Below are 23,732 nucleotides of genomic sequence, written 5' to 3' on the forward strand. Positions count from 1 at the left end.
CACCAGATCACGTCCCGGCCACCCCGGATCACGCACGGCCGGGTCCGGCTCCCGAGTCCGCCTCCGGACCGCGCTCCCGCCTGGGGCTTCCGTGCCCGCCTCCGGATCACGCACGGCCGGGTCCGGCTCCCGAGTCCGCCTCCGGACCGCGCTCCCGCCTGGGGCTTCCGTGCCCGCCTCCGGATCACGCACGGCCCGGTCCGGGCCCCGCCCCCGTCACCAGCCAGCCGTCACCGCGTGCGCGCAGGCCCAGCGTCGCCATCCGGGCCGCCATCCACAGCCCGAGCGCCGCCCAGAGCGCGACCAGACCCCCGCCGGAGACGACGACCAGCAGCGCGGCGGGCAGGTAGGCCAGCGTCGTCCACAGCCCCGCCCAGGCCAGGTACGACTGATCGCCGGCCCCGATCAGCACGCCGTCCAGCACGAAGACGACCCCGGCGACCGGCTGCAGGAGCGCGACCACCCAGAGCAGGGGGAGCAGTTCCCCGGTCACCGCCGGGCCGGTGTCGAACAGCGCGGGCATGAGCGGCGCGGCCGCGACCACGGACAGGCCCAGCACGACCCCGGAGCCGACGCCCCACGCCACCATCCTCCGGGTCGCGGCCCGGGTCCCCGCCACGTCTCCGGCGCCCAGGGTGTGCCCGGTGATGGCCTGCCCGGCGATGGCGATCGCGTCCAGGGCGAAGGCCAGCAGGATCCAGATCCGGAAGACGATCGTGTGGGCCTCCAGCCGCTCGTCGCCCATCCGGGTGGCCACCGCCGTGGCGATGACCAGCACCGCCTGCAGGCAGAGCGTGCGGACGACCAGCGCGACCCCGGCCGACCCCGCCGCCCTGATCCCGGAGAGGTCGGGCCGGAACGGCGCCCGGTGACGGCCGAACATCATGGCCAGGTAGACCGCGGCGGCCACGGTCTGAGCCGTCACGGTGCCCCAGGCCGACCCGGCCAGGCCCCAGTCCAGGACCAGGACGAACACGCCGTTGAGCACCGCGTTGAGCGCGAAGGACCCGACGGAGACCAGCAACGGCGTGGCGGTGTCCTGCATGCCGCGCAGCACGCCGGTGCCGGCCAGCACCAGCAGCATCGACGGCACGCCGAGCAGGCTGATCCGCAGGTAGGTCACCGCCTGCCGGGCGAGCTCCCCCTCCGCGCCGAGCATGTGGACGAGGTACGGCGCGAGCGGCCACACCACCGCGATGACCACCGCCCCGACCCCGGCGGCGAGCCAGAGGCCGTCCACCCCCTGCCGGAGCGCCCGCCGCAGGTCTCCCGCGCCCAGCTGGCGGGCCACCGACGCCGTCGTGCCGTACGCCAGGAAGACGCACAGGCCCACCACGGCGCTCAGCACGGTGCCCGCGACGCCCAGCGCGCCGAGCGCGGGCGCGGGCAGGCGGCCGACGATGACGGTGTCGGTGAGCAGGAACAGCGGCTCGGCGACCAGCGCGCCGAAGGCGGGGACGGCCAGCCGGAGGATCCGCTGGTCGTCCGCGTGGAGGGTAAGAGGCACGTGTTCATTGTGCCTCTTACCTCCGACAGGATCCCGTGCGGACGGGAGCCGGTCGCGGCGGCGGCCCGGTCCGGGCACGCTGTCACAACTTTCTTTCCTCCACAGGCGGTGGATTAAGTTTTCCCAGCTCACGCCGGTCTTCCGTCCTGTGGAAAACAGTTATCCACAGGATTGTCCCCAGGCTGCCCACACCTCTGGGGGAGAACTGCACACGTTATCCACAGGTCTGTCGACAGGCCGCGTTGCCGCCCGGTCCGCGGAGCGGCGAGACTGTCAGACCGGTCGGCTAAAACTAGGGGTGGCGCGACCGCGATGAAAGAGGGGGTGCGCGGTGAGCATCGCAGATCCACCGGTCTTCGAGCCGGGGTTCGAGCGCACGCCGCCGAACAACATCGAGGCCGAGCAGTCCGTGCTGGGCGGCATGCTCCTGTCCAAGGACGCCATCGCCGACGTCGTCGAGATCCTGCGGTCCGACGACTTCTACCGCCCGGCCCACCAGCTCATCTACGACATCATCACCGCCCTCTACGGCCGGGGCGACCCGGCCGACGCCGTCACGGTCTTCGACGAGCTGCAGAAGCGCGGCGAGGTCGCCCGGGTCGGCGGCGGCGCCTACCTCCACACGCTCACCGCCGTCGTGCCCACCGCCGCCAACGCGGGCTACTACGCGCGGATCGTCCGCGAGCAGGCCATCCTCCGCCGCCTCATCGAGGCCGGCACCCGCATCGTCTCCTTCGGGTACGGCGGGCAGGACGAGGAGGTCGACGACCTCGTCGACCGCGCCCAGGCCGAGATCTACAAGGTCACCGAGCGCCGCACCTCCGAGGACTACGCGCCGCTGGCCGACATCATGCCCGGCGCGCTCGACGAGCTGGAGGCCATCGGCGGCCGGAGCGGCCAGATGGTCGGCGTCCCCACCGGCTTCCAGGACCTCGACGCCCTCACCAACGGCCTCCACCCCGGCCAGATGATCGTCGTGGCCGCCCGGCCGGCCATCGGCAAGGCCCTCGCGCTCGACACCCCTCTTCCGACCCCGACCGGTTGGACGACCATGGGCGAGGTCGGGGTGGGCGATCTCCTGATCGGAGCCGACGGGAAACCCACTCGGGTCGTCGCGGCGACCGAGGTGATGCACGGGCGGCCCTGCTATGAGGTGGAGTTCAGCGACGGGACGGTCATCGTCGCCGACGCGCAGCACCAGTGGCGGACGACCACCCGTGCGAGCCGCCGCCGGAGACCGGAGGACAAACGATCTCTCCGCTGGTCCCCCGAGGCGATCGGACGCGTCAGGAATGCCTGTGAGACCTCGGTTTCCGACCCGGCGCGGCTCATCACGCATCGAGAGGCGCTCTCCGCGGTGGGGGACGAGTTCCGTCATCTCCTCCACACCGTGGAGAAGGAGATCGGATCTGCGGGTAAGGTTCCGCGTCCCGTCACCGGGCCTGCTCGCAGTCATGTCTGGAACACCCCGGCATATGTGAGCGGACGCCTCTTCGGGGCATTGCACTCCCGCGTGACGCGGCCGAAGAACGCCGCTACGACCGCCGTGCACGATGACGTCGTCACCACCGAGGAGATCGCCGCCACGTTGCGCTGCGCCTCGGCGGACGGGCGTCCGAACCATGCGGTCGCCGTCGCGGCCCCGTTCGACCTGGAAGAGCAGGACCTGCCGCTGCCGCCGTACGTCCTGGGAGTGTGGCTCGGCGACGGTCACAGCGACGGCGCCCGGTTCACGACGGTGGACATGGAGATCGTCTCCAATGTCGAGGCGGAAGGCCTGCAAGTCACCCGTACGGCCGCGGAGCTGTCCTACTCGATCAGGTTCCCCGACGCACAGCCTGTGGCGTCGCGTGCCTGCGCCGTCTGCGGGGCATCGTTCACGCCGCAGACGTCCCAGGTGCGCACCTGCGGTCGGTCGTGCGGTGGAAGAGCGCGTTCCGTGTCGGATCCGGTCCCGGCGCCCACGTGTTCCGACTGCGGTGGGCCGTCGAGCGGGTTGAGGCGGTGTCAGGCGTGCCGAAACCATCACGGGACGGTGCAGGCGGTCCTACGGACCTTGGGGGTTCTCGGTGACAAGCACATTCCCCGCCGCTACCTCCGCGCATCGGAAGGCCAGCGGAGGGCGCTGCTGGCGGGCCTGCTGGATACGGACGGCTATGTGAGCCGCAACGGTCAGATCCAGTTCGCCGTGACGAACAGGCGACTCGCTGAGGACGCACTGGAACTCGTTCTCAGTCTCGGCTACCGCGCCACCATGAGAACGAAGGCGGTCAAGGGAAGGAGCGCGGACTCCTCCACCTGCTACATGATCAATTTTACGGCGGCGGAGAAGGTGTTCCGGCTCACGCGCAAGGCCGTGAGGCAGGTGGCCGCGGCGCACCCGAAGACCCTCACCCGCTACATCGTGGATGTCCGCGCCGTTCCCTCGCGGCCTGTGAGATGCGTCGAAGTCGACAACGCCGACCACATGTACCTCGCGAGCAGGTCGTGCATCCCCACCCACAACAGCACGCTCGGACTGGACTTCGCGCGATCCGCCGCCATCAAGCACGGTATGACCACTGTCGTGTTCTCGCTGGAGATGTCCAGAAACGAGATCACGATGCGTCTGCTCTCGGCCGAGGCGCGGGTGGCGCTGCACTCCATGCGGTCGGGCTCGATGACGGACGAGGACTGGGCCCGGCTGGCGCGCCGGATGGGCGAGGTGGCCGAGGCCCCGCTCTACATCGACGACTCGCCCAACATGTCGATGATGGAGATCCGGGCCAAGTGCCGCCGGCTGAAGCAACGGCACGACCTGCGCTTCGTCGTCATCGACTACCTCCAGCTGATGTCCTCGCCGAAGAAGACCGAGAGCCGGCAGAACGAGGTCTCGGAGATCTCCCGCGCGATCAAGCTGCTCGCGAAGGAGCTGGAGGTCCCGGTCATCGCGATCTCGCAGCTGAACCGCGGTCCGGAGCAGCGAACGGACAAAAGGCCCATGGTTAGCGACCTTCGCGAATCCGGATCGATCGAGCAGGATGCGGACATGGTCATCCTCCTCCATCGGGAGGACGCATACGAGCGCGAATCCCCCCGGGCGGGTGAGGCCGACCTGATCGTGGCCAAGCACCGTAACGGCCCGACCGCCACGGTCACCGTGGCCTTCCAGGGCCACTACAGCCGCTTCGTCGACATGGCCCCCCACTAGGACCCGCCAGGACTCCGGTCCGGACGTCCAGCGGTGGAGCCGTGCTCCGTCCGGCGGACGCCCGCCGCGCCGCCCACCGGCGTCCGGAGGCGTCCCCGGCAGTGCGGCGGCCCGCCGTACGGAGTCAGGGCACCGTGCGGACGTGGGTGGTGAGGCGGTGGCCGTCGAAGACGTGCAGGGCGAACTGGGGCGGCAGGTCCCGGTCGACCGGGATCCGCGCGGTCGTCTCCGCCGGGGTCAGGGCGGTGCTGACCACACCGGGGGCGACCAGCAGGGGCAGGCCCGCGAACACGGTGCTCGCCGGGGTGTGGGCGTGCCCGGCGAGCACGGCGACGACCTGGGGGTGCCGGTGGAGCACCTCCTCCAGCCGTTCGGGGGAGCGCAGCCCGATCCCGTCCACGTAGGGGATGCCCAGCGCGGCGGCCGGATGGTGCATGCCCACCAGGGCCGGGGTGTCGGGAGACCCGGTGAGCACGGCGTCCAGCCAGGCGATCGTCTCGTCCTCCAGAAAGCCCTCCGGCCGCCCGGGGACACTGGAGTCGCACAGGGCGACGATGAGGCCGTCGAGCCGCAGGACCCGGTTGACCGGACCGCTCTCGTCCCCGCGCCCGCTCTCGTCCCCGCTCCCGCCGCCGTCCCCGCGCCCGCGCTCGTCGCCCCTGTCCTCGCTCCCGTCCCCGTCCTCGCTCCCGCGTCCGTCGCCGCCGTCCCCGCTCTCCTCGTCGCCGTCCGCACCGAGGAGGACCTTGCGAAAGGCCGCACGGTCGTCGTGGTTGCCCGGGCACACGACCGTGGGGAAGCGGGACGCCAGCAGGTCGCGCGCGGTCCCGTACTCCTCGGCCAGGCCGTGGTCGGCGATGTCCCCGGTCACCAGGACGGCGTCCAGCGGCCCGGGAAGGCTCTCCAGGTGCCGCATGACGGCCCGGGTCCGGTCGGCGCTGCGCGGGTCGTCGTCGATGTGGGTGTCGCTCAGGTGGGCCAGTGTCAGCATGGCAAGAGCCTGGCACGCGGCCCGGTACGGCGGGCGGGCCACATCGCCTCCGGTCCCGCGGGAGGGAGCAGGCCACCGCCCCGCAGGGGGAAGCTGCCCCGCAGGGGAGGCCGGTCAGGGCATGCGGAATTTCAAGTCATCCTTAAGTCGCCTGTGTCATGGTTTGCGCCAGCTGTACAACGACTGCGGGGTGGAGATGTTCGGGATCGTTCGGCCATGTCGTCATGGAATGTGCCGGGGACTGTTCGCGTCGTGGATGGCGCACCTGTGCGGGCTCTGCCTGGCACTGCGCGACGAGCACGGGCACGCGGCCCGGCTGGTGACCAACTACGACGGGTTGCTCGTCTCGGTCCTGGCCGAGGCCCAGTCCCCGGCGCTCTCCCCGCGCCGCCGCGCCGCCCCGTGCGCGTTGCGCGGGTTCTCCGGCGCCGAGGTGGTCGGCGCCCGGGCCGAGGGGGTGCGGCTGGCGGCGGCGACCTCGCTGATCCTGGCCTCGGGCAAGGTCAGGGACCACATCGCCGACGGCGACGGGATGTACGCCCGGCGCCCGGTCGCCGCCGCGGCGGGCCGGGTGGCCGCGCGCTGGGAGGCCGCCGGGACCCGGACGGCCACCGCCGTCGGGTTCGACGCGGGGGTGCTGGTGGACGCGGTGGCCCGGCAGGCGCGGCTGGAGGCCGAGCCGGGACTCGCCCTGCTCGCGCTGACCGCCCCGACCGAGGACGCGGTCGCCGCGGCGTTCGCGCACACGGCGGAGCTGTCCGGCAAGCCGTACAACGCCGTCCCGCTGGCCGAGGCGGGACGTTGCTTCGGGCGGCTCGCCCACCTGGTGGACGCGGTGGAGGACCTGGAGGAGGACCGGGCGGCGGGCGCCTACAACCCGCTGCTCGCCACCGGGACCGATCTCGCCGAGGCCCGGCGCCTCTGCGACGACGCGCTGCTGGGCCTGCGGCTGGCGGTGGCCGACCTGGACCTGGAGGAGCGGGGCCTGGTGAGGGCGCTGCTGGTGAAGGAGGTCGGCCGCTCGGTGGACCGGGTCTTCGCGCAGGGCTCCCCGGCGGCCGGCGACGCCTGCGCCCGGGAGGCCCCGGAGACCCGGCGGGCACCGGACGGGGACGCTCCGGCAGGGTTCCGGGAGACACCGGAGAGGGACGCTCCGGCGGGGTCCCGGCGGAAGGGAGACCCCGGGACGGCCCCGCCGCGTGACCCGAGGCTGAAGCCGGAACCCGGCTGCGGGCCCCGGCTCTGCTTCGCGCTCAGTTTCATGGCCTGCTCGTGCGGGCTCTACCGTCCGCCGTGGGACGAGGACCGGTACAAGTCCTGCGGCGAGCGTCTCGACTGCGGCGGCTGCGACGCCTGCGGGCAGTGCTGTGACGCGTGCTCGGGGTGCTGCGAGGGCTGCTCGTGCTGCTGCGACGGCTGCGGCTGCGACTGCTGACTCCGGCCGTCCCCGTCCGCGTCGACTACGAGCTCACCGGCCTCGGCCGGGACCTGCAGCCGCTGATGCGCGCCATCAAGTCCTGGGCCGAGTCGCACGGGGTCACTGCCAGCGGAAGAGCCGGGCCGCCAGTCCGCCGAAGAGCAGCAGGGTCGCGGCCATCACCACCAGGTTCAGCGTCTGCGGGGCGCCGCCAGCCCAGGTGTCCCGCAGCGCCTGGCCGAACGGGGCCAGGGGCAGGAAGTCCCCGATCCGCTGGAGCAGGTCGGGCATGAACTCCCGGGGGAACCACATGCCGGCCACGAACATCAGCGGGAACATCAGCAGCGAGCCGATGGCCGGCGCGGACTTGGCGTTGGGGGCGACCGCGGCGATCAGCAGGCCGACCGCGAACAGCGAGGCGGTGCCGAGGAGGAAGACCCCGACGAAGGGCAGCGGGTTCTTGGGCACGGGCACGTCGAGGAAGAGGTTGCCCAGGACGACCAGCAGGGTCGTGGCGACCACCGCGACGGCGAGGTTGTTCACCAGCTGGGCGACCAGCACCCGGATCGGGCTGACCGGTGTGGTGGACATCCGGCGCAGCACCCCCGCCTCGCGGTAGGCCGCCAGCGTGCCGGGCAGCACGGTCAGCGCCATCGTCACCACGGACAGGATCGTCATCATCGCGGGGAAGTAGTTGTCGATCCCCCGCTGGCCGCCCATCTCCGGGCTCGCCTCCCGGAGACCGGGGATGACGTTGCCCAGGCCGATAAGGAGCACCAGCGGGAGCAGGATCGCGAAGATCAGCCCACCGGGCTCGCGGAGGAACAGCTTGGCCTCGGTCGTGATCATCTTGCTCATCGGGCGTCTCCATTGGTGATCTTCTTGCCGGTGAGGGCGAGGAACGCGTCGTCGAGGGTGGCCTGCTCGACGCGGAGGTCGGCGGGGACGACCCCGGCCGCGGCCAGGGCGGTGGTGACCGCCAGCAGCAGGTTGCCGGAGCCGGTGACCTCGACCCTCCCGCCGCCGCCGTGCACGCCGGTCACCTCGGGCAGCGCCTTCAGCACGGCGTCGTCGAACGGTCCCGAGGGCCGGAACCTGACGGTCTGCCGCCGGTCGACCCGGGAGATCAGCCCGGCGGGGCTGTCGACGGCGACCACCCTCCCGGAGTCGATCAGCGCGATCCGGTCGCAGAGCCGCTCGGCCTCCTCCATGAAATGGGTGACCAGCACGATCGTCACGCCGTCCGCCCGGATCTGCTCGATGAGGTCCCAGGTGTCCCGGCGGGCCTGCGGGTCCAGCCCGGTGGTCAGCTCGTCCAGGATCGCCACCTCGGGGTCGCCGACCAGCGCCAGCGCGATCGAGAGCCGCTGCTGCTGGCCGCCGGAGAGCTTGCCGTACCGGGCGTCGCGCTTGTCGGCGAGGCCGACGCGCTCCAGCAGCGCGTTCCAGTCGGCGGGCCTGGAGTAGAAGGAGGCGTACAGGTCCAGCGCCTCCCAGACCTTGATCTTCTCGGGGAGGGCGGAGCTCTGCAGCTGCACGCCGAGCTTCTCCTTGAGCGCGTCGCGGTGCAGTCCGCCGAGCACCCGCACCGTGCCGGAGTCGGGGGTGCGCAGGCCGGCGACGCACTCGACGGTGGTCGTCTTGCCGGCGCCGTTGGGGCCGAGAACGCCGAAGATCTCGCCCTCCTCGACGGCGAACGACACGTCGTCCACCGCGAGCCGGTCGCGGTACCGCTTGCGGAGGCTGTCAACCTCGATCACCTTCATGGCCACGACGCTACGGACGGCGCCGCGGCGGGAGAATCGGCCTGGGCACCCGGCGGGGGTGGGGTTACCTCCACTCCCGGACGGCGCCCGGCCCCACTGGGCGGAACCGGGGCCGATGGCGGAGACTGCAGGGCATGAAGGTCATGCGGCGATACGCGGCGGCTCCGCTCCGGGCGGCGTTCCTGGGCCTGCTGGCCGTGGCGGACGTGTTCCTGGCGATGGGGGTCCTGGTGACGGCCCTGTTCGCGTTCGCGCTGGGGATGATCTTCCTCTTCCCCTCGGCGGTCAGGGCGGTGCGGCGCCGTACGGGGCTGGCGCGGCGGCTGAACGGCAGGTGGCTCGGCGAGGAGATCGCACCGTCCTACCTGCCGCCCCCGCCGCCGGTCCGGCCGCAGCCCGACGGCTGGTACCGGCACGACCGCCAGCTCTACCGGACCCCGCGCTGGCCGGACTGGCACAACCGCTGGCAGTGGATGTTCGGCGACCCGGCCACCTGGCGGGACACGGCCTGGCTGCTGCTCAACCCGCTGGCCGGCGGCCTGCTCCTGCTCCTGCCGCTCGCCGTCGCGGTCTTCGGCCTGTCCCTGTCGTGGACCTGGCACCCGCTCGGGGGAGTGCCGGTGGGGCTGGCGCTGGTCGCCGCGGCGGCGGCCGCGCTCCCGCGGCTGCTGCGCCTGTACGGCTGGTGGAACGAGCTGTTCCTCGGCCCCACGGCCAAGTCCCTGCTGGCGAGCCGGATCCACGAGCTCAACCAGGAGCGGGTGGAGACGGTGGACTCGCAGGCGGCCGAGTTGCGCCGGATCGAGCGCGACCTGCACGACGGGGCGCAGGCCCGGCTGGTGGCCATCGGGATGACGCTCGGCGCCGCCGAGACCCTGGTGCAGTCCGATCCCGCGGCGGCCAGGGCGCTGCTGGCGAAGGCGCGTGAGGCGTCCTCCACCGCCCTCACCGAGCTGCGCGGCCTGGTCCGGGGCATCCACCCGCCGGTCCTGGCCGAGCGCGGCCTCGGCGACGCCGTACGCGCCCTCGCCCTGGACAGCCCGCTCAAGGCCGAGGTCGCCGTCGAGCTGCCGGTGCGGCCCGAGCCGCCGGTGGAGTCGGCGGCCTACTTCGCGGTCAGCGAGCTGCTGGCCAACGCGGCGCGCCACGGGGGCGCGGACCGCGTCTGGATCGACGTCGGCAGCCGGGGCGGGGCGGTGCGGATCACCGTCACCGACGACGGCTCCGGCGGCGCCGACCCGGCGCGGGGCAGCGGCCTGCGCGGCATCGAGCGGCGGCTGGCCGCCTTCGACGGGGTGCTCGCGGTCAGCAGCCCGCCGGGCGGGCCGACCACCGCGGTGATCGAGCTCCCGCACGCGCGGGGCGTCCGCGAGCAGCGGAGCACGGAGAAGATGCCCTGGTGGAAGTGGCTCATCGTGGGGACCGGCTGGGGTCTGGCCTGGCTGCCGCTCTTTCCGCAGGGGCTGGTCACCCTGGTGATGAAGCTGGTCGCTCCGGAGGAGCGGAGCTGGTTGCTCCCGCTCTACCTGTCCGATCCGTGGTCGTGGCTGCTGATCGCCTTCAACATCGCCCTGGGCACCGCCATGTACGCCGCGGCCGTCCTGCTCCCGATCCAGCACTCCCGCCGGCGGTGGATGGCCGAGGCCGCTCCGCACCGCCTATGTTCGGACCGATGAACCCGCACACCCCTCCCCAGCGCTCCCGGACCCCGCACCTTCCGCAGGGGGCCCGATGAACCCGCACACCCCTCCCCGCCGTTCCCGGACCCCGCATCTCCCGCAGGGGGCCCGATGAACCTGCGCGCCGTCATCGCCGAGGACCTCTACCTGCTCCGGGAGGGCCTGGTCCACCTGCTCCAGGCCCACGGCTTCGAGGTCGTGGCCGCCGTCGAGTCCGGCCCCGAGCTGCTGCGGGCGCTGACCGGCGAGCGGCCCGACGTGGCGGTGGTGGACGTACGGCTCCCGCCCACCTTCACCGACGAGGGCCTCCAGGCCGCACTGGCCGCCCGCCGGGCGGTCCCCGGCCTGCCGGTCCTGGTGCTCTCCCAGCACGTCGAGCAGCTCTACGCCCGCGAGCTGCTCGCCGACGGCTCCGGCGGCATCGGCTACCTGCTGAAGGACCGGGTGTTCAACGCCGACCAGTTCGTCGACGCCGTGCGCCGGGTCGCGGCCGGCGGGACCGCGATGGACCCCGAGGTGATCGCCAAGCTGCTGGCCAGCACCGCCCGGCACGAGCCGCTCGCCGCGCTGACCCCGCGCGAGCGCGAGGTGCTGGAGCTGATGGCCGAGGGCCGGTCCAACGCGGCGATCTCCCAGCGGCTGTTCCTCAGCGAGAGCGCGGTCGGCAAGCACACCGCGGGCATCTTCACCAAGCTCGGCCTCGCCCCGTCCGACGACGACAACCGCCGGGTCCTGGCCGTCCTGACCTACCTCAACGCGGCCCGATCCTGAACCGGAGCGCGGTCCCGCTCCACTCCAGGCCGCACCGGAACAGGCTCGGGCCGTCGCGCCGGGATGCTCCACCACGCGGTCGGACCGGGAGACGCCGGAGGACCGGGCGGGCTCACGGGCGGGGCCGAATGTCGGTGGCAGCGGATAACGTCTGTCTGAGTACGGGCATCCGCACTCAGAAGGGATTCCGACGTGAAATTCCGGGTTGACCGTGACGTCCTGGCCGAAGCCGTGGCCTGGGCGGCCCGGGTGCTGCCGGCCCGTCCGGCGATCCCCGTCCTGTCCGGCCTGCTCCTGGAGGCCAGGCCGGAGCAGGAGGACCTCGTGCTCTCGGCCTTCGACTACGACGTCTCCGCCAGGGCCTCAGTGGAGGCCGAGGTGGCCGAGCCCGGCCGGGTGCTGATCCCGGGCCGGGTCCTGGCGGAGATCACGCGGAGCCTGCCGGGGAAGGCGGTCGAGGTCGTCGCCGACGGGTCGGAGGCGACGCTGACCTGCGGCAGCGCGGAGTTCAACCTGCGCACCATGCCGGTGGAGGACTTCCCGACGCTGCCCGCGATGCCCCCGAGGATCGGCGCGATCGGCGGCGGCGTCTTCGCGAGCGCGGTCGGCCAGGTCGCCCCCGCGGCCAGCCGTGACGAGACCCTGCCCATGCTGACCGGCGTCCGGGTCGACGTCTCCGGCGAGCACGTGACGATGGCCGCCACCGACCGCTACCGCATCGCGGCCAGGGAGTTCGACTGGCGGCCGGAGCGGCCCGACGCCGCGGCGGCGGCCGTGGTCCCCGCCCGGGTGCTCGTCGAGGTGGCCAGGTCGCTGCGCGGCGGCGAGGTGGCGGTGGCGCTGGGCGACGGCATCGCCGGGTTCGAGAGCGTCGGGCGGAGCACCACGGTCCGGTTGCTCGACGAGCAGTTCATCGACTACCGCGCCCGGCTGGCCGGTGACTGGTCCATCCGGGCGGACGTCCGGGTGGCCCCGTTCGTCGAGGCCATCAAGCGGATCCGGCTGGTCGCCGAACCCACCACCGCGATCCGCCTGTCCTTCGGACAGGGACAGGTGACCATCCAGGCCGGCGGAGGCGAGGTCGGCCGGGGGACGGAGGTCCTCGACGCGGAGCTGTCCGGCGGGGACATCCAGATCGCCTTCCAGTCCCAGTTCCTGCTGGACGGTCTCTCCGGAGTCGAGAGCGAGTTCGTCCGCCTCAACATGGAGTCACCGACGCGCCCGGCCCTCATCACCGAGGTCCCCGGCGACGCGGTGCCCGCCTTCCGCTACCTCGTCATGTCCCTGCGCCAGGCGTGAGCCTGCCTCGGACGCCTGTCACGAGGAAGGGCCCGCCTCATCGGGGCGGGCCCTTCCCCATGTGCGCGGGGACGCTCCGGAAGGTCAGGCGGAGACTTCCTGGGTGTCGGTGAGCGCGATCAGGATGTGCTCCATGCACGCGTGTCCCGCGCGCTCGGCGGCGGTCACGTCACCGGCGGCGATGGCGCGGGCGATCGCGTCGTGCGGGATGTAACTGCTGTCGATCGACGTTCCGGCGGCCTTGATGCTGGCGCGCAGGGCGGCCGAGAAGTCCTCGTAGAGGTCGACCAGGACGCGGTTGTGGGTGGCGTGGACGACGGCCATGTGGAAGGCGAGGTCGGCCTCGACGAATCCGTCGGGCTCGCCGATCTCCCAGGCCCGCTCCCGCGCGGCCAGGGCGTCCTCGATGAGGGCGATGTCCTCGTCGGTGCGCCGGGTGGCGGCCAGCCGGGCGGCCTCGACCTCCAGGGCTCGCCGTACCTCCAGGATCTCCAGCTGCTCGGCGGCGCGCAGCCGCCGGAGCATGGCGCCGGAGAGCTCACTCGTGGCGCGCACGTAGGTGCCGTCGCCCTGACGGCACTCCAGCAGACCCGCGTGGGTGAGCGCCCGTACGGCTTCCCGCACGGTGTTGCGTCCGACCCCGAGCTGCTCGGCGAGCACCGTCTCAGTGGGGATCTTCGCGTTCATCTGCCAGGAGTTCGACGTGATCTGCTCCTTGAGCTGGTCGATCACCTGGTCGACGAGCGACGCTCGGTGCGCCGTACGCAGACTCACAGTCCGCCTCCTATGGGGAACCAATCATCCTATGAGTCAATGACTGATCGACCCTAATTATTCCGGAGGCATAAATCCAAATCTGGAGCCCCGGGGGCAAGAGAAGTCTTACCGCACCAGGGCCGAGTCGACCGTCATGCCCACCAGCGCGCCACGCACGCCGACTGCCTCGAGTGCCTTACGATACGCGGCGGTCTGCGCGTCCCGTGCACCGGCCTGACCGTACAGGTCGCCGAGCCGGCGCCAGACCCGGGCGGTCTCCCGGTCGGAGCCGGCGGACGCCGGGCTCAGGCCGTCGAGCAGGGCCTGGGCGTTCCGCAGGCTGGCGAGGGCGTCGCCCTCGCCGTATGCGAGCGCGATCTCGGCGAGCAGCAGGTGCGCGGTGGCGCCGACGCCGTCCGGGCGCTCTCCGAGGACGTCGAGGGCCGAGTCGGCCAGGCGGACCGCGTCGGCGGAGTCGCCGGTCCGCAGCTGCACGTGGGCGAGCACGATCAGGCTCTTGGCGCGTTCGCCGACGTGGGAGGGGAAGGAGGCGAAGACCTCGCCGGCCGCGCTCGCGAGCTCGGGGATCCCGCTCATGGGCTCGTCGTCGCGGGACGCCGCCAGACGGGACCACTCCATCGCGATGAGGGCGAGCCTGAGCGCCATCCGGGACGGCCGGCCGGTCGCGATCGCGTCGTCGGCGAGGCGGACGGCCAGCGCCGAGTCCTCTCCTTCGGCCGCGGTCGCGCTCGCCTGCCAGAGGGAGTGGACCTCCGCTTCGCGGTTGACCGCGGAGGGCACCCCGTTGTCCATGATGACCTGCCGGACGTAGGCCAGGCCCGGGGAGTCCGTTCCCCGCGAGGAGTCGGTCTCCATCAGGGCGGCGGCCAGGTCGACCGCGATCTCGCCCTGCGTCAGAGCCAGCCGGTTCACCTGGACCAGGGCGTCGTGCGCCAGGTCGTGGGCGCGCAGGGTGTCGCCGGCGCGCAGGTAGCACCTGCTGAGGGCGACGGTCAGCGGCAGGTCCGCCAGGCGCTCGGGATGGGCGGCGGCCTCGCGGCGGAGCCGCTCGAAGGCCTCGACGGCCGAACCGATCCGGCCCTGCGACTCCAGGGCGCGGGCGCGGCCGAACCGGGCGAGGGCGGAGATGACGGCGTTCTCCTCGCCCGCGGCCTTGACGATCTCACCGAAGCGGTCCACCGCCAGGGCCGGATCGCCGTGGTGGAGCTCCAGCTCCGCGTGGCGCAGGCCGAGCTCGGTGTCGATGCGCTGACGCGGCTCGACGCCGTGCAGGAGGAACTCGGTGGTGCATCCCAGGCGTTCGGCGAGCAGACGTGCGACCACGGGGGTCGGCGTGCGCTTGCCCGACTCGATGAGGGACACGTAGCTGTCGGACAAGTCCGGCCCGGCGAGCTGGGCCTGGGACATGCGCCTGCTCAGCCGCAGTCCGCGGACACGGTCACCGATGGTTCCCTGACTCGGCATCTGATCTCTCAGGGCGGGGGATGGTCAATGTTGCAGCCATGATTGCACGAAGCAGTCGAATCGGGTAACCCCCGTGCAGAATCCCTGGTCGAACTCGTTCCAATTCCGCTACGTCACAGTGGACATACAGGGATTAATCATCCGAGTCGTTACCGCCGGGGAAGAGCATCTGGCAGACCTCGAGGTAGAGGGTCTCGGGATAGGGGATGTAGGGGATCGTCGAGAGCGCCTGGTCCTGACCGGCCGACTCGAGGATGAACTCGCCGTAGCCCAGCATGCGCCCGAGCAGGGAGCGCTGGAAGCTCATGTCCGTCACCTTGCCGAGCGGCATCATGTCGACCCTGCGCGTGATCAGCCCCGTGGTGAGCAGCATGCGCTTGGAGGTCACGACGAAGTAGTCGACCGACCACTCCGCCACCTTCCACACGAAGCGGATGAGCAGCAGGAGCCATGCCCACCAGACGACGACGAGTCCGCCCCCGGCGCCCTGGTCGCCGAGCCACTTGCTGAGCAGGCCGGCGATGATCAGGCCGCCGAAGACCTCGGCGATGGGACGGAGCAGCACGGCCGGGTGACGCCGCACCATGATGACCTGGTGTTCGTGGGGGAGCAGGTAGCGGTTGACCGACGAGGGAGCGGAGTCCCCGTGAGTCACCAGCCTCATGAGAGATGGGAGACGAACTGGGCCAGGGAATCGGCCGCGGTGTACATCGAGTCGATGGCTCCTCTGACCGTGTGCGCCGCATCATCCGGCCGGGTGAACAGGAAGAACACCACGAAGATGATGGCGCTCCATTTCAGAACCTTCTTGCCCTGCACTTAGGCCTCCAGTTACCACTCACCCACTGCACCCGACGTATACATTACCCACGCATTACGTGGGGTAAAGCGTGTGAGCCGATTCGGTCTTCCGCCGTCGGCGGACCTCACCGGCCCGGCGCGGGTCTCATCGGTCGCGCCCGCTCGCGGCCAGCGCCAGCACCTGCAGGTGTTTGCGGGCGATCCGCTCCACCAGCAGGGGATGGGCGTGACCGGTGATCTCCAGCGCGCCGTAGCGGGCCGCATCCACGCAGCGGGTCACGGTGGCCGCCGGGTGGATCGCGGAGAACTCCTCCCGCAGCGCGGCGCTCAGGTCCGCGTAGGGGTCCGGTTCGGAGGCGGGGATGATGCCCTCGTTCACTGTTCTCCCTGTGTGCGTCCGCGATCGCCGGGCCGGGCGTGCCGAAGAGATGCCTTGTTGAAACTCTCCGTACCCATGTAATCACGGAATGTAACGGAAGGTGTCGGCGACACCCTCCGTTCGCGGGAACAGATCCCGGGAGGTCGTCAGACCACGCCGTAGAGGCGGTCCCCGGCGTCCCCCAGGCCGGGGACGATGTAGCCGTGCTCGTTGAGCCGCTCGTCGAGGGCGGCGGTGACCAGGCGGATCGGCCTCCCGCTGCCGGCGAAGGCCGCGTCCATGTAGGCGATGCCCTCCGGGGCGGCCAGCAGGCAGATCGCGGTCACGTCGTCGGCCCCGCGCTCGAAGAGGAACTCGATCGCCGCGGCCAGGGTGCCGCCGGTGGCCAGCATCGGGTCGACCACGTAGACCTGGCGGCCCGACAGGTCGTCGGGAAGCCGGGTGGCGTAGGTCTCGGCCTGGAGCGTCGACTCGTTGCGGATCATCCCGAGGAAGCCGACCTCGGCCGTCGGAAGGAGCCTGGTCATCCCGTCCAGCATGCCGAGACCGGCGCGGAGGATCGGGACCACCAGAGGGTGCGGGTGGGCCAGGCGCACGCCCTTCGCCGGGGCGACGGGAGTGTCCACGGTGACCTCGCTGACCCGGACGTGCCGGGTCGCCTCGTACGCGAGCAGCGTGACGAGCTCGTCGGCGAGGCGCCGGAAGGTGGGCGAGTCCGTGTCGGCGTCCCGTAGGACGGTCAGCTTGTGGGCCACGAGCGGGTGGTCGACGACCAGGGTCTCCATGGACGTCAACGGTAGCCGGGACGACAGGCAGGTGGATAACGGACGATGTGTGACACGAGTTTTGGGAGGGGATTTTGATCACGATTTGGCCGGAGTGGCGTACGGTGGTGCTCCACTTCTGAAAGCATTGACATCCGTACAGGTCGCTCGGTGGGGATGACGATGACAGACGAAGATGTGCTCGACTTCGCCATCGTGGTCTATCGCGAGGATGACCGCTGGGAGGCGGAGATGCTTCCCGTGGCGCTCACCTCCGATCTCCACGGGCTGATCCACGCCCTGCGCCAGCAGCCGAGCCTGAGCGGCGCGATTGGCCTGGTCGCCGTGGGGGATGAGTTCTTCGTGGCGCTACGGGTGTTCGGCGAGCGGGTGGAGGTGTTCCTCTCGGACATCGCCGCGTCGCTGGACTTCCCGCTCGCGGAGCAGGTGCTGGACTATCTCGACGTCCCGATGCCCGACGAGGACGAGCTCGACGCGATCCTGCAGGACGAGGAGACGGCGCTCCCCGCGGGAGACCTGTCGATCTTCGCCGACCTGGGGCTCGACGAGATGGAGCTCGGCATCCTCTCCGGGGACATCGATCTGCTCCCCGAGGACGTGCTGTCCAGCATCGCCGCGCGGCTCGGCTTCTCCGAGCCGTTCGAACGCGCCATCGACTCGATGTTCGGCTGAGTTCAGGAGATCGCCATGGCCTCCAGACCGTCCGGCAGCAGGCTCTTCTCGGTGGCCTTCGTCCGCACCGCGAACGGCTGGCGGGGAGCCGAGGCCGACCTCGGCGAAGCCGAGATCGTCGACGATCTCGGCGACGTCGTCCAGGAGAGCCTCGGCCTCGACGGCGAGGAACTGGCCCTGCTCTGCGTCGAGGCCGAGGACGAGTGGTTCGCGATCGTCCGCTACCGGGGCGACACCGAGCCCCGCGCCTTCCTGTCCGACGCGCAGGCCGCGCGCGCCGACACGCTCGGCGAGCTCTTCGGCGAGCTGGCCGGGGTCGCCCCGGAGGGCGACACGCCCGAGCTGGGCGTACGGCCGGCGGGCGACTTCGAGCTCCTGAGCGATCTGGGCATGAGCCCGGAGGAACTCATCGAGCTCAGCATGGAGGAGGGCGCCCTCCCGGCGGACACGCTCTCGGTGATCGCCGAGCGGCTGGCCTTCGCGGACGAGCTCGACCGCCTGCGGTGAGGGCCACGGCGACGGCTCCGGTGACGGCTCCGGCGGGTCCGCGGCGGTGAGGGGACCGGTGGAGGGTCCGGTGGGGGCGGGTTCCGGAGGGACGGGTCCGGTGGGGGCGGGTTCCGGAGGGACGGGTCCGGTGGGGGCGGGTTCCGGAGGGACGGGTCCGGTGGGGGCGGGTTCCCCTGAGACGGGCCACGTCCCCGCGATGCGGCTGGCCCTGGCGCAGGCCGTACGGGCGGGTGAGCGCGGAGAGGTGCCGGTCGGCGCGGTCGTCCTCGGTCCCGGCGGCGAGGTGCTGTCGCAGGCGGGCAACGATCGCGAGTCCCTGGCGGACCCGACCGCGCACGCCGAGGTACTGGCCCTGCGGGAGGCGGCGCGCGGGCGGGGCGGGTGGCGGCTGACCGGCTGCACGCTCGTGGTCACGCTCGAACCCTGCACGATGTGCGCGGGGGCCGCGGTGCTGGCGCGGGTGGACCGTGTCGTCTACGGCGCGGTGGACGCCAAGGGCGGTGCGGCGGGCTCGCTCTGGGACGTGCTCAGGGACCGCCGGCTCAACCACCGCCCGGAGGTCGCCATGGGTGTGCTGGCCGACGAGTGCGCCGAGGTGCTCGCCGGGTTCTTCGCCGCGCGCAGGCCGCGCGAGCAACGGTGATTATCCGGTAAGCTGCTCGGCGGTGGTGTCGCCTAGTGGCCGAGGGCGCACGCCTCGAAAGCGTGTGATGGGGCAACTCATCCGTGGGTTCAAATCCCACCACCACCGCCACCGCGAAGGGCCTCCGACCTGTGTGATCAGGTCGGAGGCCCTTCGCGTTTCGAGACCACGGGGAAACGGCCCCGCCCCCGATCTTGAGAGGAGCCCCGCGCCCCTCCGGTCAGGAGGAGCGGTGCCGCCGGAGGACTGGGGGATCGAACCAGGCCTCGGGTGAGCCCGGATCGATCCGGGTCAGCACGTGGCGCGTCGTCGGGGCCACGTCCATCAGGTCGCGGTCGCCGGAAGCGGTGAAGCGGAAGGCGGCGACCTCCTCTCCGTCGGGCACCGGCTCGCCGATGAGGATCCGGCAGGCGAACACCGTCGCCACGTACGTCACCCGGTCGCCGTTGCGGTACTCGGCGACGAACTCCGGCCCGCCGAACACCCCCAGCACGGCCGTCGGCTCGACCTCGACGCCGAGCTCCTCCTGTATCTCCCGGACGAGGGCGTCCGCCGGCCCTTCACCGGGATCGACCGCCCCGCCGGGCAGCATCCACCGGCCGGTGTCGATGTCCTCCACCAGCAGGACGCGGCCCTCGTCATCGGTGATGACGGCCGTCACCGCCGGCATCAACAGCAGATCGTGCCCCACATACCGCCGCAGCCACTTCAGGTAGGGGGAAATCGCCATGGGGCCTCCTCGTTCAACGCCCACCGGACGGGGGCCGTCACCGCGATCATGTCTCAGTCGCGGGGCGGCGGTCCGTGAACCGGGAACGTGCGGAAGAGGCGGCGGGGCTCAGGCGTCCGGCAGGTCGAGGACGCGGGCGTGCAGGACCGGGCGCTGGTGCAGGGCCGAGCGCAGCGCCCGGTGCAGGCCGTCCTCCAGATAGAGCTCACCGCGCCACTGGACCACGTGCGGGAACAGGTCGCCGTAGAAGGTGGAGTCCTTGGCGAGCAGGGAGTGCAGGTCGAGCACCGCTTTCGTGGTGATCAGGGTGTCGAGCCGGACCTGTCGCGGCGGTATCTGCGCCCACTCGCGGTTCGAGAGGCCGTGTTCGGGGTAGGGCCGTCCATCGCCGACCAGCTTGAAGATCACCCCATGTAGTTTAAGAGACAATCCGGTCGTTTGCCTGCCTGCCTGTCGGGTCGCGGTGCCGGTCAGCGCCCGCCCTGGTCACGGCTGAGGCCCGCCCGGGGTCCGTTCGCCCGGCCACGGCCGGGGCACGCACGGAGCCCGTTCAGATGCCGCCGGAGAAGGTGTCGCAGCGCTTGGGGTCACCGGTCTCGTAACCGGTGCTGAACCACTTGACCCGCTGCGCCGAGGTGCCGTGGGTGAAGCCCTCCGGGTCGACCCGGCCCTGGGTGCGCTCCTGGATGCTGTCGTCCCCCACCGCGGAGGCGGCGCTCAGCGCCTCCTCGATGTCGGTCCGCGTGAACGGCTCGGCGAACAGCCCGGTCTCGTAGGCGTTCTTCGCCCAGGCGCCCGCGTAGCAGTCCGCCTGGAGCTCCACCCGGACCGCCCCGCTCTCCGGCCCCTGCCGGTCGTTCTGCGAACGGCTCAGGACCCCGGTCAGGTTCTGCACGTGGTGGCCGTACTCGTGCCCGATCACGTACGCCTGGGCGAAGGGCCCGCCCTTGGCGCCGAAGCGGCTCTGCAGCTGGTCGAAGAAGCTCAGGTCGAGGTAGACCCGCCGGTCGCCGGGGCAGTAGAACGGCCCGACGGAGGAGTCGGCGGCGCCGCACGCGGTCTCCACCGCGCCGGAGAAGAGCACGGTCTTGGCCTCTTCGTAGCCGTCCACGGCGGTGGGCCAGTACTCCTGGATGCTGTTGACCACGCCGATCACCCGGCACTCCTCGTTCTGGTCGGCGTCCTGGCCGGTCCTGCACTGCGCCGCGAGGTTCGAGCCCGAGTCGACCGGCGCGGGGGCCGCCCCGCCGCCGGTGAGGCCCCCGAGGTCCACGCCGAACACCAGCGCGGCGATGAGCGCGATGATCCCGGCGACGCCTCCGCCCACCGCGAGTCCGCCGCCGGGGACGCGGCGGCCGCCGCTCTCGACCTGCGAGCTGTCCAGCCGGACATCGTCCTTGAAATCCATCGCCGACGTCCCTTCGATCCGTTCGGGACGCCTCCACTGCCCGCGAAGCGGCCGGGGAAACGGCCGGGGGCGGTGCCGGTGGGGGCCGGCGGACGGAACCGGAACCGGGGCGGGAACGCCGGAGGGGCCGGACCGCGTGTGCGGTCCGGCCCCTCTGAGTGGCGGAGGATAGGAGATTCGAACTCCTGAGGGGTTGCCCCCAACACGATTTCCAATCGTGCGCCCTAGGCCAACTAGGCGAATCCTCCGCCGGAAAGCTTAGCGGACTTTCGGGCGTGGGGTGACCGTGCGCCCGTACGACATTCGCGGGCCCGAGCACTGCCGCAGGGGGATAGACTGTGTCCGGACCCCTCGCGCGGCGTCATCCTGTGAACCTCCCCAGGGCCGGAAGGCAGCAAGGATAAGCGGGCTCTGGCGGGTGTGCGAGGGGTTCCTTCGTTGCAGGACCCCTCGCAGGCGGGAGCTCCTTGATGAGTCTGGCGCTCTACCGCAAGTACCGGCCCGGGACCTTCGCCGAGGTCAAGGGCCAGGAACACGTCACGGAGCCGCTCCGGCAGGCGCTGCGGAGCGGCCGGATCAACCACGCCTACCTGTTCAGCGGCCCCCGCGGGTGCGGCAAGACCTCCAGTGCCCGGATCCTGGCCCGCTCGCTCAACTGCGAGAAGGGGCCGACCCCCGATCCGTGCGGCGAGTGCGAGTCCTGCGTGGCGCTCGCCCCCACCGGCCCCGGCCACCTCGACGTCATCGAGATCGACGCGGCCTCGCACGGCGGCGTGGACGACGCCCGCGACCTGAGGGAGCGGGCCTTCTTCGCGCCGGTGTCGGCGCGTTTCAAGATCTACATCATCGACGAGGCGCACATGGTGACCCGGGAGGGGTTCAACGCGCTGCTCAAGCTCGTCGAGGAGCCCCCGCCCCACCTGAAGTTCGTCTTCGCGACCACCGAGCCGGAGAAGGTCATCGGGACGATCAAGTCCCGGACCCACCACTACCCCTTCCGGCTGATCCCGCCCGCCGCGCTGCGCGCGCTCATGGAGGAGATCCTCACCTCCGAGGACGTCCCCTTCGAGCCCGCCGCGCTGCCGCTGGTCGTGCGGGCGGGAGCCGGCTCGGCCCGCGACTCCCTGTCGATCCTCGACCAGCTGTTCGCCGGGTCGGACGAGGCGGGCATCACCTACGCCCGGGCGGTGTCCCTGCTGGGCTACACCGACGGGGGCCTGCTCGACGACATGGTCGCGGCCTTCGCGGCGCGGGACGGCGCGCGGGTCTTCCAGGCGGTGAACCAGGTGATCGAGGGCGGCCACGACCCCCGCCGGTTCGCCATGGACCTGCTGGAGCGCTTCCGCGACCTCGTGGTCCTGGCCAACGTGCCCGAGGCGGCCGGCAGCGGTCTGCTCGACCGCCCCGACGACGAGCTGGAGCGGCTCCGCGAGCAGGCCGCCTCGATGGGGCCGGCCGACCTGACCCGGGCGGCGGAGGTCTTCAACGCCGGGCTGGTCGAGATGCGCGGGGCGGCCTCGCCCCGGCTGCTGCTGGAGCTGATGTGCGCCAGGGTGCTGCTCCCCGGAGCCGCCCAGGACGAGGCCGCGCTGCTGGCCCGGCTGGAGCGGCTGGAACGGGGCTCCGCCGGAGCGCACGCGTTCACCGTCCCCGGCCCCGCGGCCGGATACACGCCCCCCGCCGCCGGACACGCCCCGGCCACCGGTTACGCGGCCCCCGCCGCCGGTTACGCGGCCCCCGCCGCGACCGCGCCGTACACGCCGCCCACCGTCGCGCCGCAGACCGTCACGGTCCCCGCCGTCGCGCCGCAGCACGCCGTCGCGTCCGGTCCGGCCGCGGCTCCGCAGGCCGGTACGGCCTCCGCCTCCCCGGCCGGCTCCCAGGACTCCGCCCCGGCGCCCGCCGACGACTGGCCGGTCACGGTCAAGCCCGGCTCCCCCGCCGCTCCGGCCGGGCCGCCGTCTCCGCAGGAGCGGACGCACTCCGTGCCCGCGCAGCCCTCCGCGGCCTCGGCGCCCCTCACGGGCCCCGCCGCCGGTTCCGAGGTGGCGGCCGTGCAGCAGGCGTGGCCGCAGGTGCTCGGCGCGCTGAAGCAGCGCAGCATCGTCGTCTGGGCGAACGTCAACACCAACGCCCAGGTCGTCGGCGTCGAGGGGAAGGTCCTCACCCTGGGCTTCACCCAGGTCGGCGCGATGAAGAACTTCGTCGGCGGCGGGAAGGACACGGTCGTCGCGGCGGCCCTGCAGGACGTGCTGGGCGGCGCCTGGAAGGTCGAGGCCGTCGTGGGCGGCGCCGGCGGGGCCGCCCCGTTCGGGGGCAACCACCCTCCGGTCTCCCCGCCGCAGCCCCCCGCGCCGCGTCCGGCGCCGGAGGCCCCCGGTGCCGGAGGCCCGGATCGGAACGCCCGGCCGGATCAGGGCGGTCCGGCCGGCTCGACCGGCTCGGCCGGGACCGCCCAGGCCGTCGCCGTCGCCGTCGCCCCCGCCCGCCGGGAGACGGCCGCCACGGACGAGTCGTGGCCCGACGCGCCCCTGCCGGAGGACCCCGGTTCGCCGCCCGCCCCGGGCCCCGGTCTCGCCGCGGCCCGTTCGGCCGCCAGGGCCGCGGCCCAGAGCGGCGTCAGGGCGGGCGCCCAGGCCGGTGCCCGCACGCCCGCCCAGCCGGGTCCGCGCCCGGCCGGCGGTTCGTCCGGCTGGCCGGACGCGGTCCCGGGCCGCGGGCCCGGCTTCGAGTCCGACGACGTCGACCCGCTGAACGACGCGGACGCCGACGTCGACGCGCTCACCGGCATGGCGCTCATCCAGCGCGAGCTCGGCGGGCAGATCATCGAGGAGATCGACCACAGCTGACCGGCGGCGCGCCGTACCGGTCCCGGTGGAGGTCCGGCCACGGCCGACCGGCGGCGTGCCGTACCGCGCCCGGCGGAGGTTTAGCGGGCGCACT

General features: G+C 72.3%; 22 protein-coding genes, 2 tRNA genes, 1 other RNA gene and 1 pseudogene. 12 read left to right on the forward strand and 14 right to left on the reverse strand.

The annotated features are described in order from the left end of the window. Positions 1–184: 184 nt before the first annotated feature. Positions 185–1,507, reverse strand: a complete 1,323-nt coding sequence (locus IEZ06_RS23070) for an MATE family efflux transporter (RefSeq protein ID WP_203871946.1) — start codon at positions 1,505–1,507, stop codon at positions 185–187. A 331-nt stretch (positions 1,508–1,838) separates the two neighbouring features. On the opposite strand from IEZ06_RS23070, the gene dnaB reads away from it, so the two are divergent. Then, complete coding sequence (gene dnaB / locus IEZ06_RS23075) at positions 1,839–4,697, forward strand: replicative DNA helicase (RefSeq protein WP_203871945.1); 2,859 nt, start codon at positions 1,839–1,841, stop codon at positions 4,695–4,697. A 124-nt stretch (positions 4,698–4,821) separates the two neighbouring features. Here dnaB and IEZ06_RS23080 read toward each other — a convergent pair whose 3' ends face one another. Further along, positions 4,822–5,688 (reverse strand): metallophosphoesterase, encoded by an 867-nt coding sequence (locus IEZ06_RS23080; protein ID WP_189238779.1) that lies wholly within the window; start codon positions 5,686–5,688, stop codon positions 4,822–4,824. A 196-nt stretch (positions 5,689–5,884) separates the two neighbouring features. Between IEZ06_RS23080 and IEZ06_RS23085 the strand changes: the two genes are divergently transcribed. Beyond that, positions 5,885–7,123, forward strand: coding sequence for a DUF5685 family protein (locus IEZ06_RS23085; RefSeq protein WP_189238806.1), 1,239 nt, complete (start codon positions 5,885–5,887; stop codon positions 7,121–7,123). Next, positions 7,090–7,170: pseudogene (locus IEZ06_RS36535) on the forward strand (hypothetical protein); the annotation flags it as partial. The gene IEZ06_RS23085 and the pseudogene IEZ06_RS36535, both read left to right, overlap by 34 nt. 55 nt (positions 7,171–7,225) lie before the next feature. On the opposite strand, the gene IEZ06_RS23095 reads toward IEZ06_RS36535, so the two are convergent. Together IEZ06_RS23095 and IEZ06_RS23100 are read right to left on the reverse strand one after the other, a co-directional pair. After that, on the reverse strand, positions 7,226–7,963 hold the full coding sequence (locus IEZ06_RS23095; protein WP_189238780.1) for an ABC transporter permease: 738 nt from the start codon (positions 7,961–7,963) through the stop codon (positions 7,226–7,228). Then, positions 7,960–8,871, reverse strand: coding sequence for an ABC transporter ATP-binding protein (locus tag IEZ06_RS23100; protein ID WP_189238781.1), 912 nt, complete (start codon positions 8,869–8,871; stop codon positions 7,960–7,962). The genes IEZ06_RS23095 and IEZ06_RS23100 overlap by 4 nt, the downstream gene beginning before the upstream one ends. Positions 8,872–9,005: 134 nt before the next feature. Between IEZ06_RS23100 and IEZ06_RS23105 the strand changes: the two genes are divergently transcribed. The 3 genes from IEZ06_RS23105 to dnaN all read left to right on the forward strand — a co-directional run bounded on the left by IEZ06_RS23105 (position 9,006) and on the right by dnaN (position 12,620). Beyond that, positions 9,006–10,547 (forward strand): sensor histidine kinase, encoded by a 1,542-nt coding sequence (locus tag IEZ06_RS23105; RefSeq protein ID WP_229798579.1) that lies wholly within the window; start codon positions 9,006–9,008, stop codon positions 10,545–10,547. A gap of 120 nt (positions 10,548–10,667) precedes the next feature. Next, positions 10,668–11,321 carry a response regulator transcription factor gene (locus IEZ06_RS23110; RefSeq protein WP_189238808.1) on the forward strand — a complete coding sequence of 218 codons (654 nt, stop codon included), beginning with the start codon at positions 10,668–10,670 and terminating at the stop codon, positions 11,319–11,321. 192 nt (positions 11,322–11,513) lie between these two features. Further along, positions 11,514–12,620, forward strand: coding sequence for a DNA polymerase III subunit beta (gene dnaN / locus IEZ06_RS23115; protein ID WP_189238782.1), 1,107 nt, complete (start codon positions 11,514–11,516; stop codon positions 12,618–12,620). An 84-nt stretch (positions 12,621–12,704) separates the two neighbouring features. On the opposite strand, the gene IEZ06_RS23120 is transcribed toward dnaN, so the two are convergent. The 6 genes from IEZ06_RS23120 to upp all read right to left on the reverse strand — a co-directional run bounded on the left by IEZ06_RS23120 (position 12,705) and on the right by upp (position 16,826). After that, positions 12,705–13,394 (reverse strand): FadR/GntR family transcriptional regulator, encoded by a 690-nt coding sequence (locus IEZ06_RS23120; protein ID WP_189238783.1) that lies wholly within the window; start codon positions 13,392–13,394, stop codon positions 12,705–12,707. A gap of 108 nt (positions 13,395–13,502) precedes the next feature. Further along, on the reverse strand, positions 13,503–14,861 hold the full coding sequence (locus IEZ06_RS23125) for a helix-turn-helix domain-containing protein (protein WP_189238784.1): 1,359 nt from the start codon (positions 14,859–14,861) through the stop codon (positions 13,503–13,505). Positions 14,862–14,994: 133 nt separating this feature from the next. After that, positions 14,995–15,525: a PH domain-containing protein gene (locus IEZ06_RS23130; RefSeq protein WP_189238785.1), complete on the reverse strand. Its 531-nt coding sequence runs from the start codon at positions 15,523–15,525 to the stop codon at positions 14,995–14,997. Next, the gene (locus IEZ06_RS23135; RefSeq protein WP_189238786.1) at positions 15,522–15,680 is read right to left on the reverse strand and encodes a hypothetical protein; all 159 of its coding nucleotides are present in this window, start codon (positions 15,678–15,680) and stop codon (positions 15,522–15,524) included. Before IEZ06_RS23135 ends, IEZ06_RS23130 begins: the two co-directional genes overlap by 4 nt. A gap of 127 nt (positions 15,681–15,807) precedes the next feature. Further along, the gene (locus tag IEZ06_RS23140) at positions 15,808–16,041 is read right to left on the reverse strand and encodes a hypothetical protein (RefSeq protein WP_189238787.1); all 234 of its coding nucleotides are present in this window, start codon (positions 16,039–16,041) and stop codon (positions 15,808–15,810) included. A gap of 146 nt (positions 16,042–16,187) precedes the next feature. Continuing rightward, positions 16,188–16,826, reverse strand: coding sequence for a uracil phosphoribosyltransferase (upp, locus tag IEZ06_RS23145; protein ID WP_068900380.1), 639 nt, complete (start codon positions 16,824–16,826; stop codon positions 16,188–16,190). Between the two features lie 162 nt (positions 16,827–16,988). On the opposite strand from upp, the gene IEZ06_RS23150 reads away from it, so the two are divergent. From IEZ06_RS23150 to IEZ06_RS23165, 4 genes are all read left to right on the forward strand, one after another. Beyond that, the gene (locus IEZ06_RS23150; RefSeq protein ID WP_373293913.1) at positions 16,989–17,498 is read left to right on the forward strand and encodes a tRNA adenosine deaminase-associated protein; all 510 of its coding nucleotides are present in this window, start codon (positions 16,989–16,991) and stop codon (positions 17,496–17,498) included. A gap of 15 nt (positions 17,499–17,513) precedes the next feature. Further along, the gene (locus IEZ06_RS23155; protein WP_189238789.1) at positions 17,514–18,005 is read left to right on the forward strand and encodes a tRNA adenosine deaminase-associated protein; all 492 of its coding nucleotides are present in this window, start codon (positions 17,514–17,516) and stop codon (positions 18,003–18,005) included. A gap of 199 nt (positions 18,006–18,204) precedes the next feature. Then, the gene (gene tadA, locus IEZ06_RS23160; RefSeq protein ID WP_189238809.1) at positions 18,205–18,651 is read left to right on the forward strand and encodes a tRNA adenosine(34) deaminase TadA; all 447 of its coding nucleotides are present in this window, start codon (positions 18,205–18,207) and stop codon (positions 18,649–18,651) included. Positions 18,652–18,672: 21 nt separating this feature from the next. Further along, positions 18,673–18,762, forward strand: a tRNA-Ser gene (locus IEZ06_RS23165). Between the two features lie 109 nt (positions 18,763–18,871). On the opposite strand, the gene IEZ06_RS23170 is transcribed toward IEZ06_RS23165, so the two are convergent. The 4 genes from IEZ06_RS23170 to IEZ06_RS23185 form a co-directional block, all read right to left on the reverse strand. Next, positions 18,872–19,381, reverse strand: a complete 510-nt coding sequence (locus tag IEZ06_RS23170) for an NUDIX domain-containing protein (protein ID WP_275414872.1) — start codon at positions 19,379–19,381, stop codon at positions 18,872–18,874. A 108-nt stretch (positions 19,382–19,489) separates the two neighbouring features. Next, positions 19,490–19,789 (reverse strand): type II toxin-antitoxin system VapB family antitoxin, encoded by a 300-nt coding sequence (locus IEZ06_RS23175; protein ID WP_189238790.1) that lies wholly within the window; start codon positions 19,787–19,789, stop codon positions 19,490–19,492. Between the two features lie 142 nt (positions 19,790–19,931). Next, positions 19,932–20,789 (reverse strand): KPN_02809 family neutral zinc metallopeptidase, encoded by an 858-nt coding sequence (ypfJ, locus tag IEZ06_RS23180; protein ID WP_189238791.1) that lies wholly within the window; start codon positions 20,787–20,789, stop codon positions 19,932–19,934. 159 nt (positions 20,790–20,948) lie between these two features. After that, positions 20,949–21,037, reverse strand: a tRNA-Ser gene (locus tag IEZ06_RS23185). A 93-nt stretch (positions 21,038–21,130) separates the two neighbouring features. Here IEZ06_RS23185 and ffs point away from each other — a divergent pair. Beyond that, positions 21,131–21,229, forward strand: an RNA gene (gene ffs, locus IEZ06_RS23190) — signal recognition particle sRNA small type. Between the two features lie 30 nt (positions 21,230–21,259). Further along, positions 21,260–23,638, forward strand: a complete 2,379-nt coding sequence (locus IEZ06_RS23195; protein WP_189238792.1) for a DNA polymerase III subunit gamma and tau — start codon at positions 21,260–21,262, stop codon at positions 23,636–23,638. Positions 23,639–23,732: the final 94 nt, after the last annotated feature.

This window comes from Planomonospora antibiotica (assembly GCF_014647955.1).
In the GTDB taxonomy this organism is placed as follows: domain Bacteria; phylum Actinomycetota; class Actinomycetes; order Streptosporangiales; family Streptosporangiaceae; genus Planomonospora; species Planomonospora parontospora.

Coding starts and splice junctions, on each gene's coding strand:
- ypfJ (WP_189238791.1), bottom strand. CDS start 20,789: ATGGATTTCAAGGACGATGTCCGGCTGGACAGCTCGCAGGTCGAGAGC.
- IEZ06_RS23105 (WP_229798579.1), top strand. CDS start 9,006: ATGAAGGTCATGCGGCGATACGCGGCGGCTCCGCTCCGGGCGGCGTTC.
- IEZ06_RS23130 (WP_189238785.1), bottom strand. CDS start 15,525: ATGAGGCTGGTGACTCACGGGGACTCCGCTCCCTCGTCGGTCAACCGC.
- IEZ06_RS23155 (WP_189238789.1), top strand. CDS start 17,514: ATGGCCTCCAGACCGTCCGGCAGCAGGCTCTTCTCGGTGGCCTTCGTC.
- IEZ06_RS23080 (WP_189238779.1), bottom strand. CDS start 5,688: ATGCTGACACTGGCCCACCTGAGCGACACCCACATCGACGACGACCCG.
- IEZ06_RS23095 (WP_189238780.1), bottom strand. CDS start 7,963: ATGAGCAAGATGATCACGACCGAGGCCAAGCTGTTCCTCCGCGAGCCC.
- upp (WP_068900380.1), bottom strand. CDS start 16,826: ATGGAGACCCTGGTCGTCGACCACCCGCTCGTGGCCCACAAGCTGACC.
- IEZ06_RS23195 (WP_189238792.1), top strand. CDS start 21,260: ATGAGTCTGGCGCTCTACCGCAAGTACCGGCCCGGGACCTTCGCCGAG.
- IEZ06_RS23150 (WP_373293913.1), top strand. CDS start 16,989: ATGACAGACGAAGATGTGCTCGACTTCGCCATCGTGGTCTATCGCGAG.
- tadA (WP_189238809.1), top strand. CDS start 18,205: ATGCGGCTGGCCCTGGCGCAGGCCGTACGGGCGGGTGAGCGCGGAGAG.
- IEZ06_RS23125 (WP_189238784.1), bottom strand. CDS start 14,861: ATGCCGAGTCAGGGAACCATCGGTGACCGTGTCCGCGGACTGCGGCTG.
- IEZ06_RS23100 (WP_189238781.1), bottom strand. CDS start 8,871: ATGAAGGTGATCGAGGTTGACAGCCTCCGCAAGCGGTACCGCGACCGG.
- IEZ06_RS23085 (WP_189238806.1), top strand. CDS start 5,885: ATGTTCGGGATCGTTCGGCCATGTCGTCATGGAATGTGCCGGGGACTG.
- IEZ06_RS23170 (WP_275414872.1), bottom strand. CDS start 19,381: ATGGCGATTTCCCCCTACCTGAAGTGGCTGCGGCGGTATGTGGGGCAC.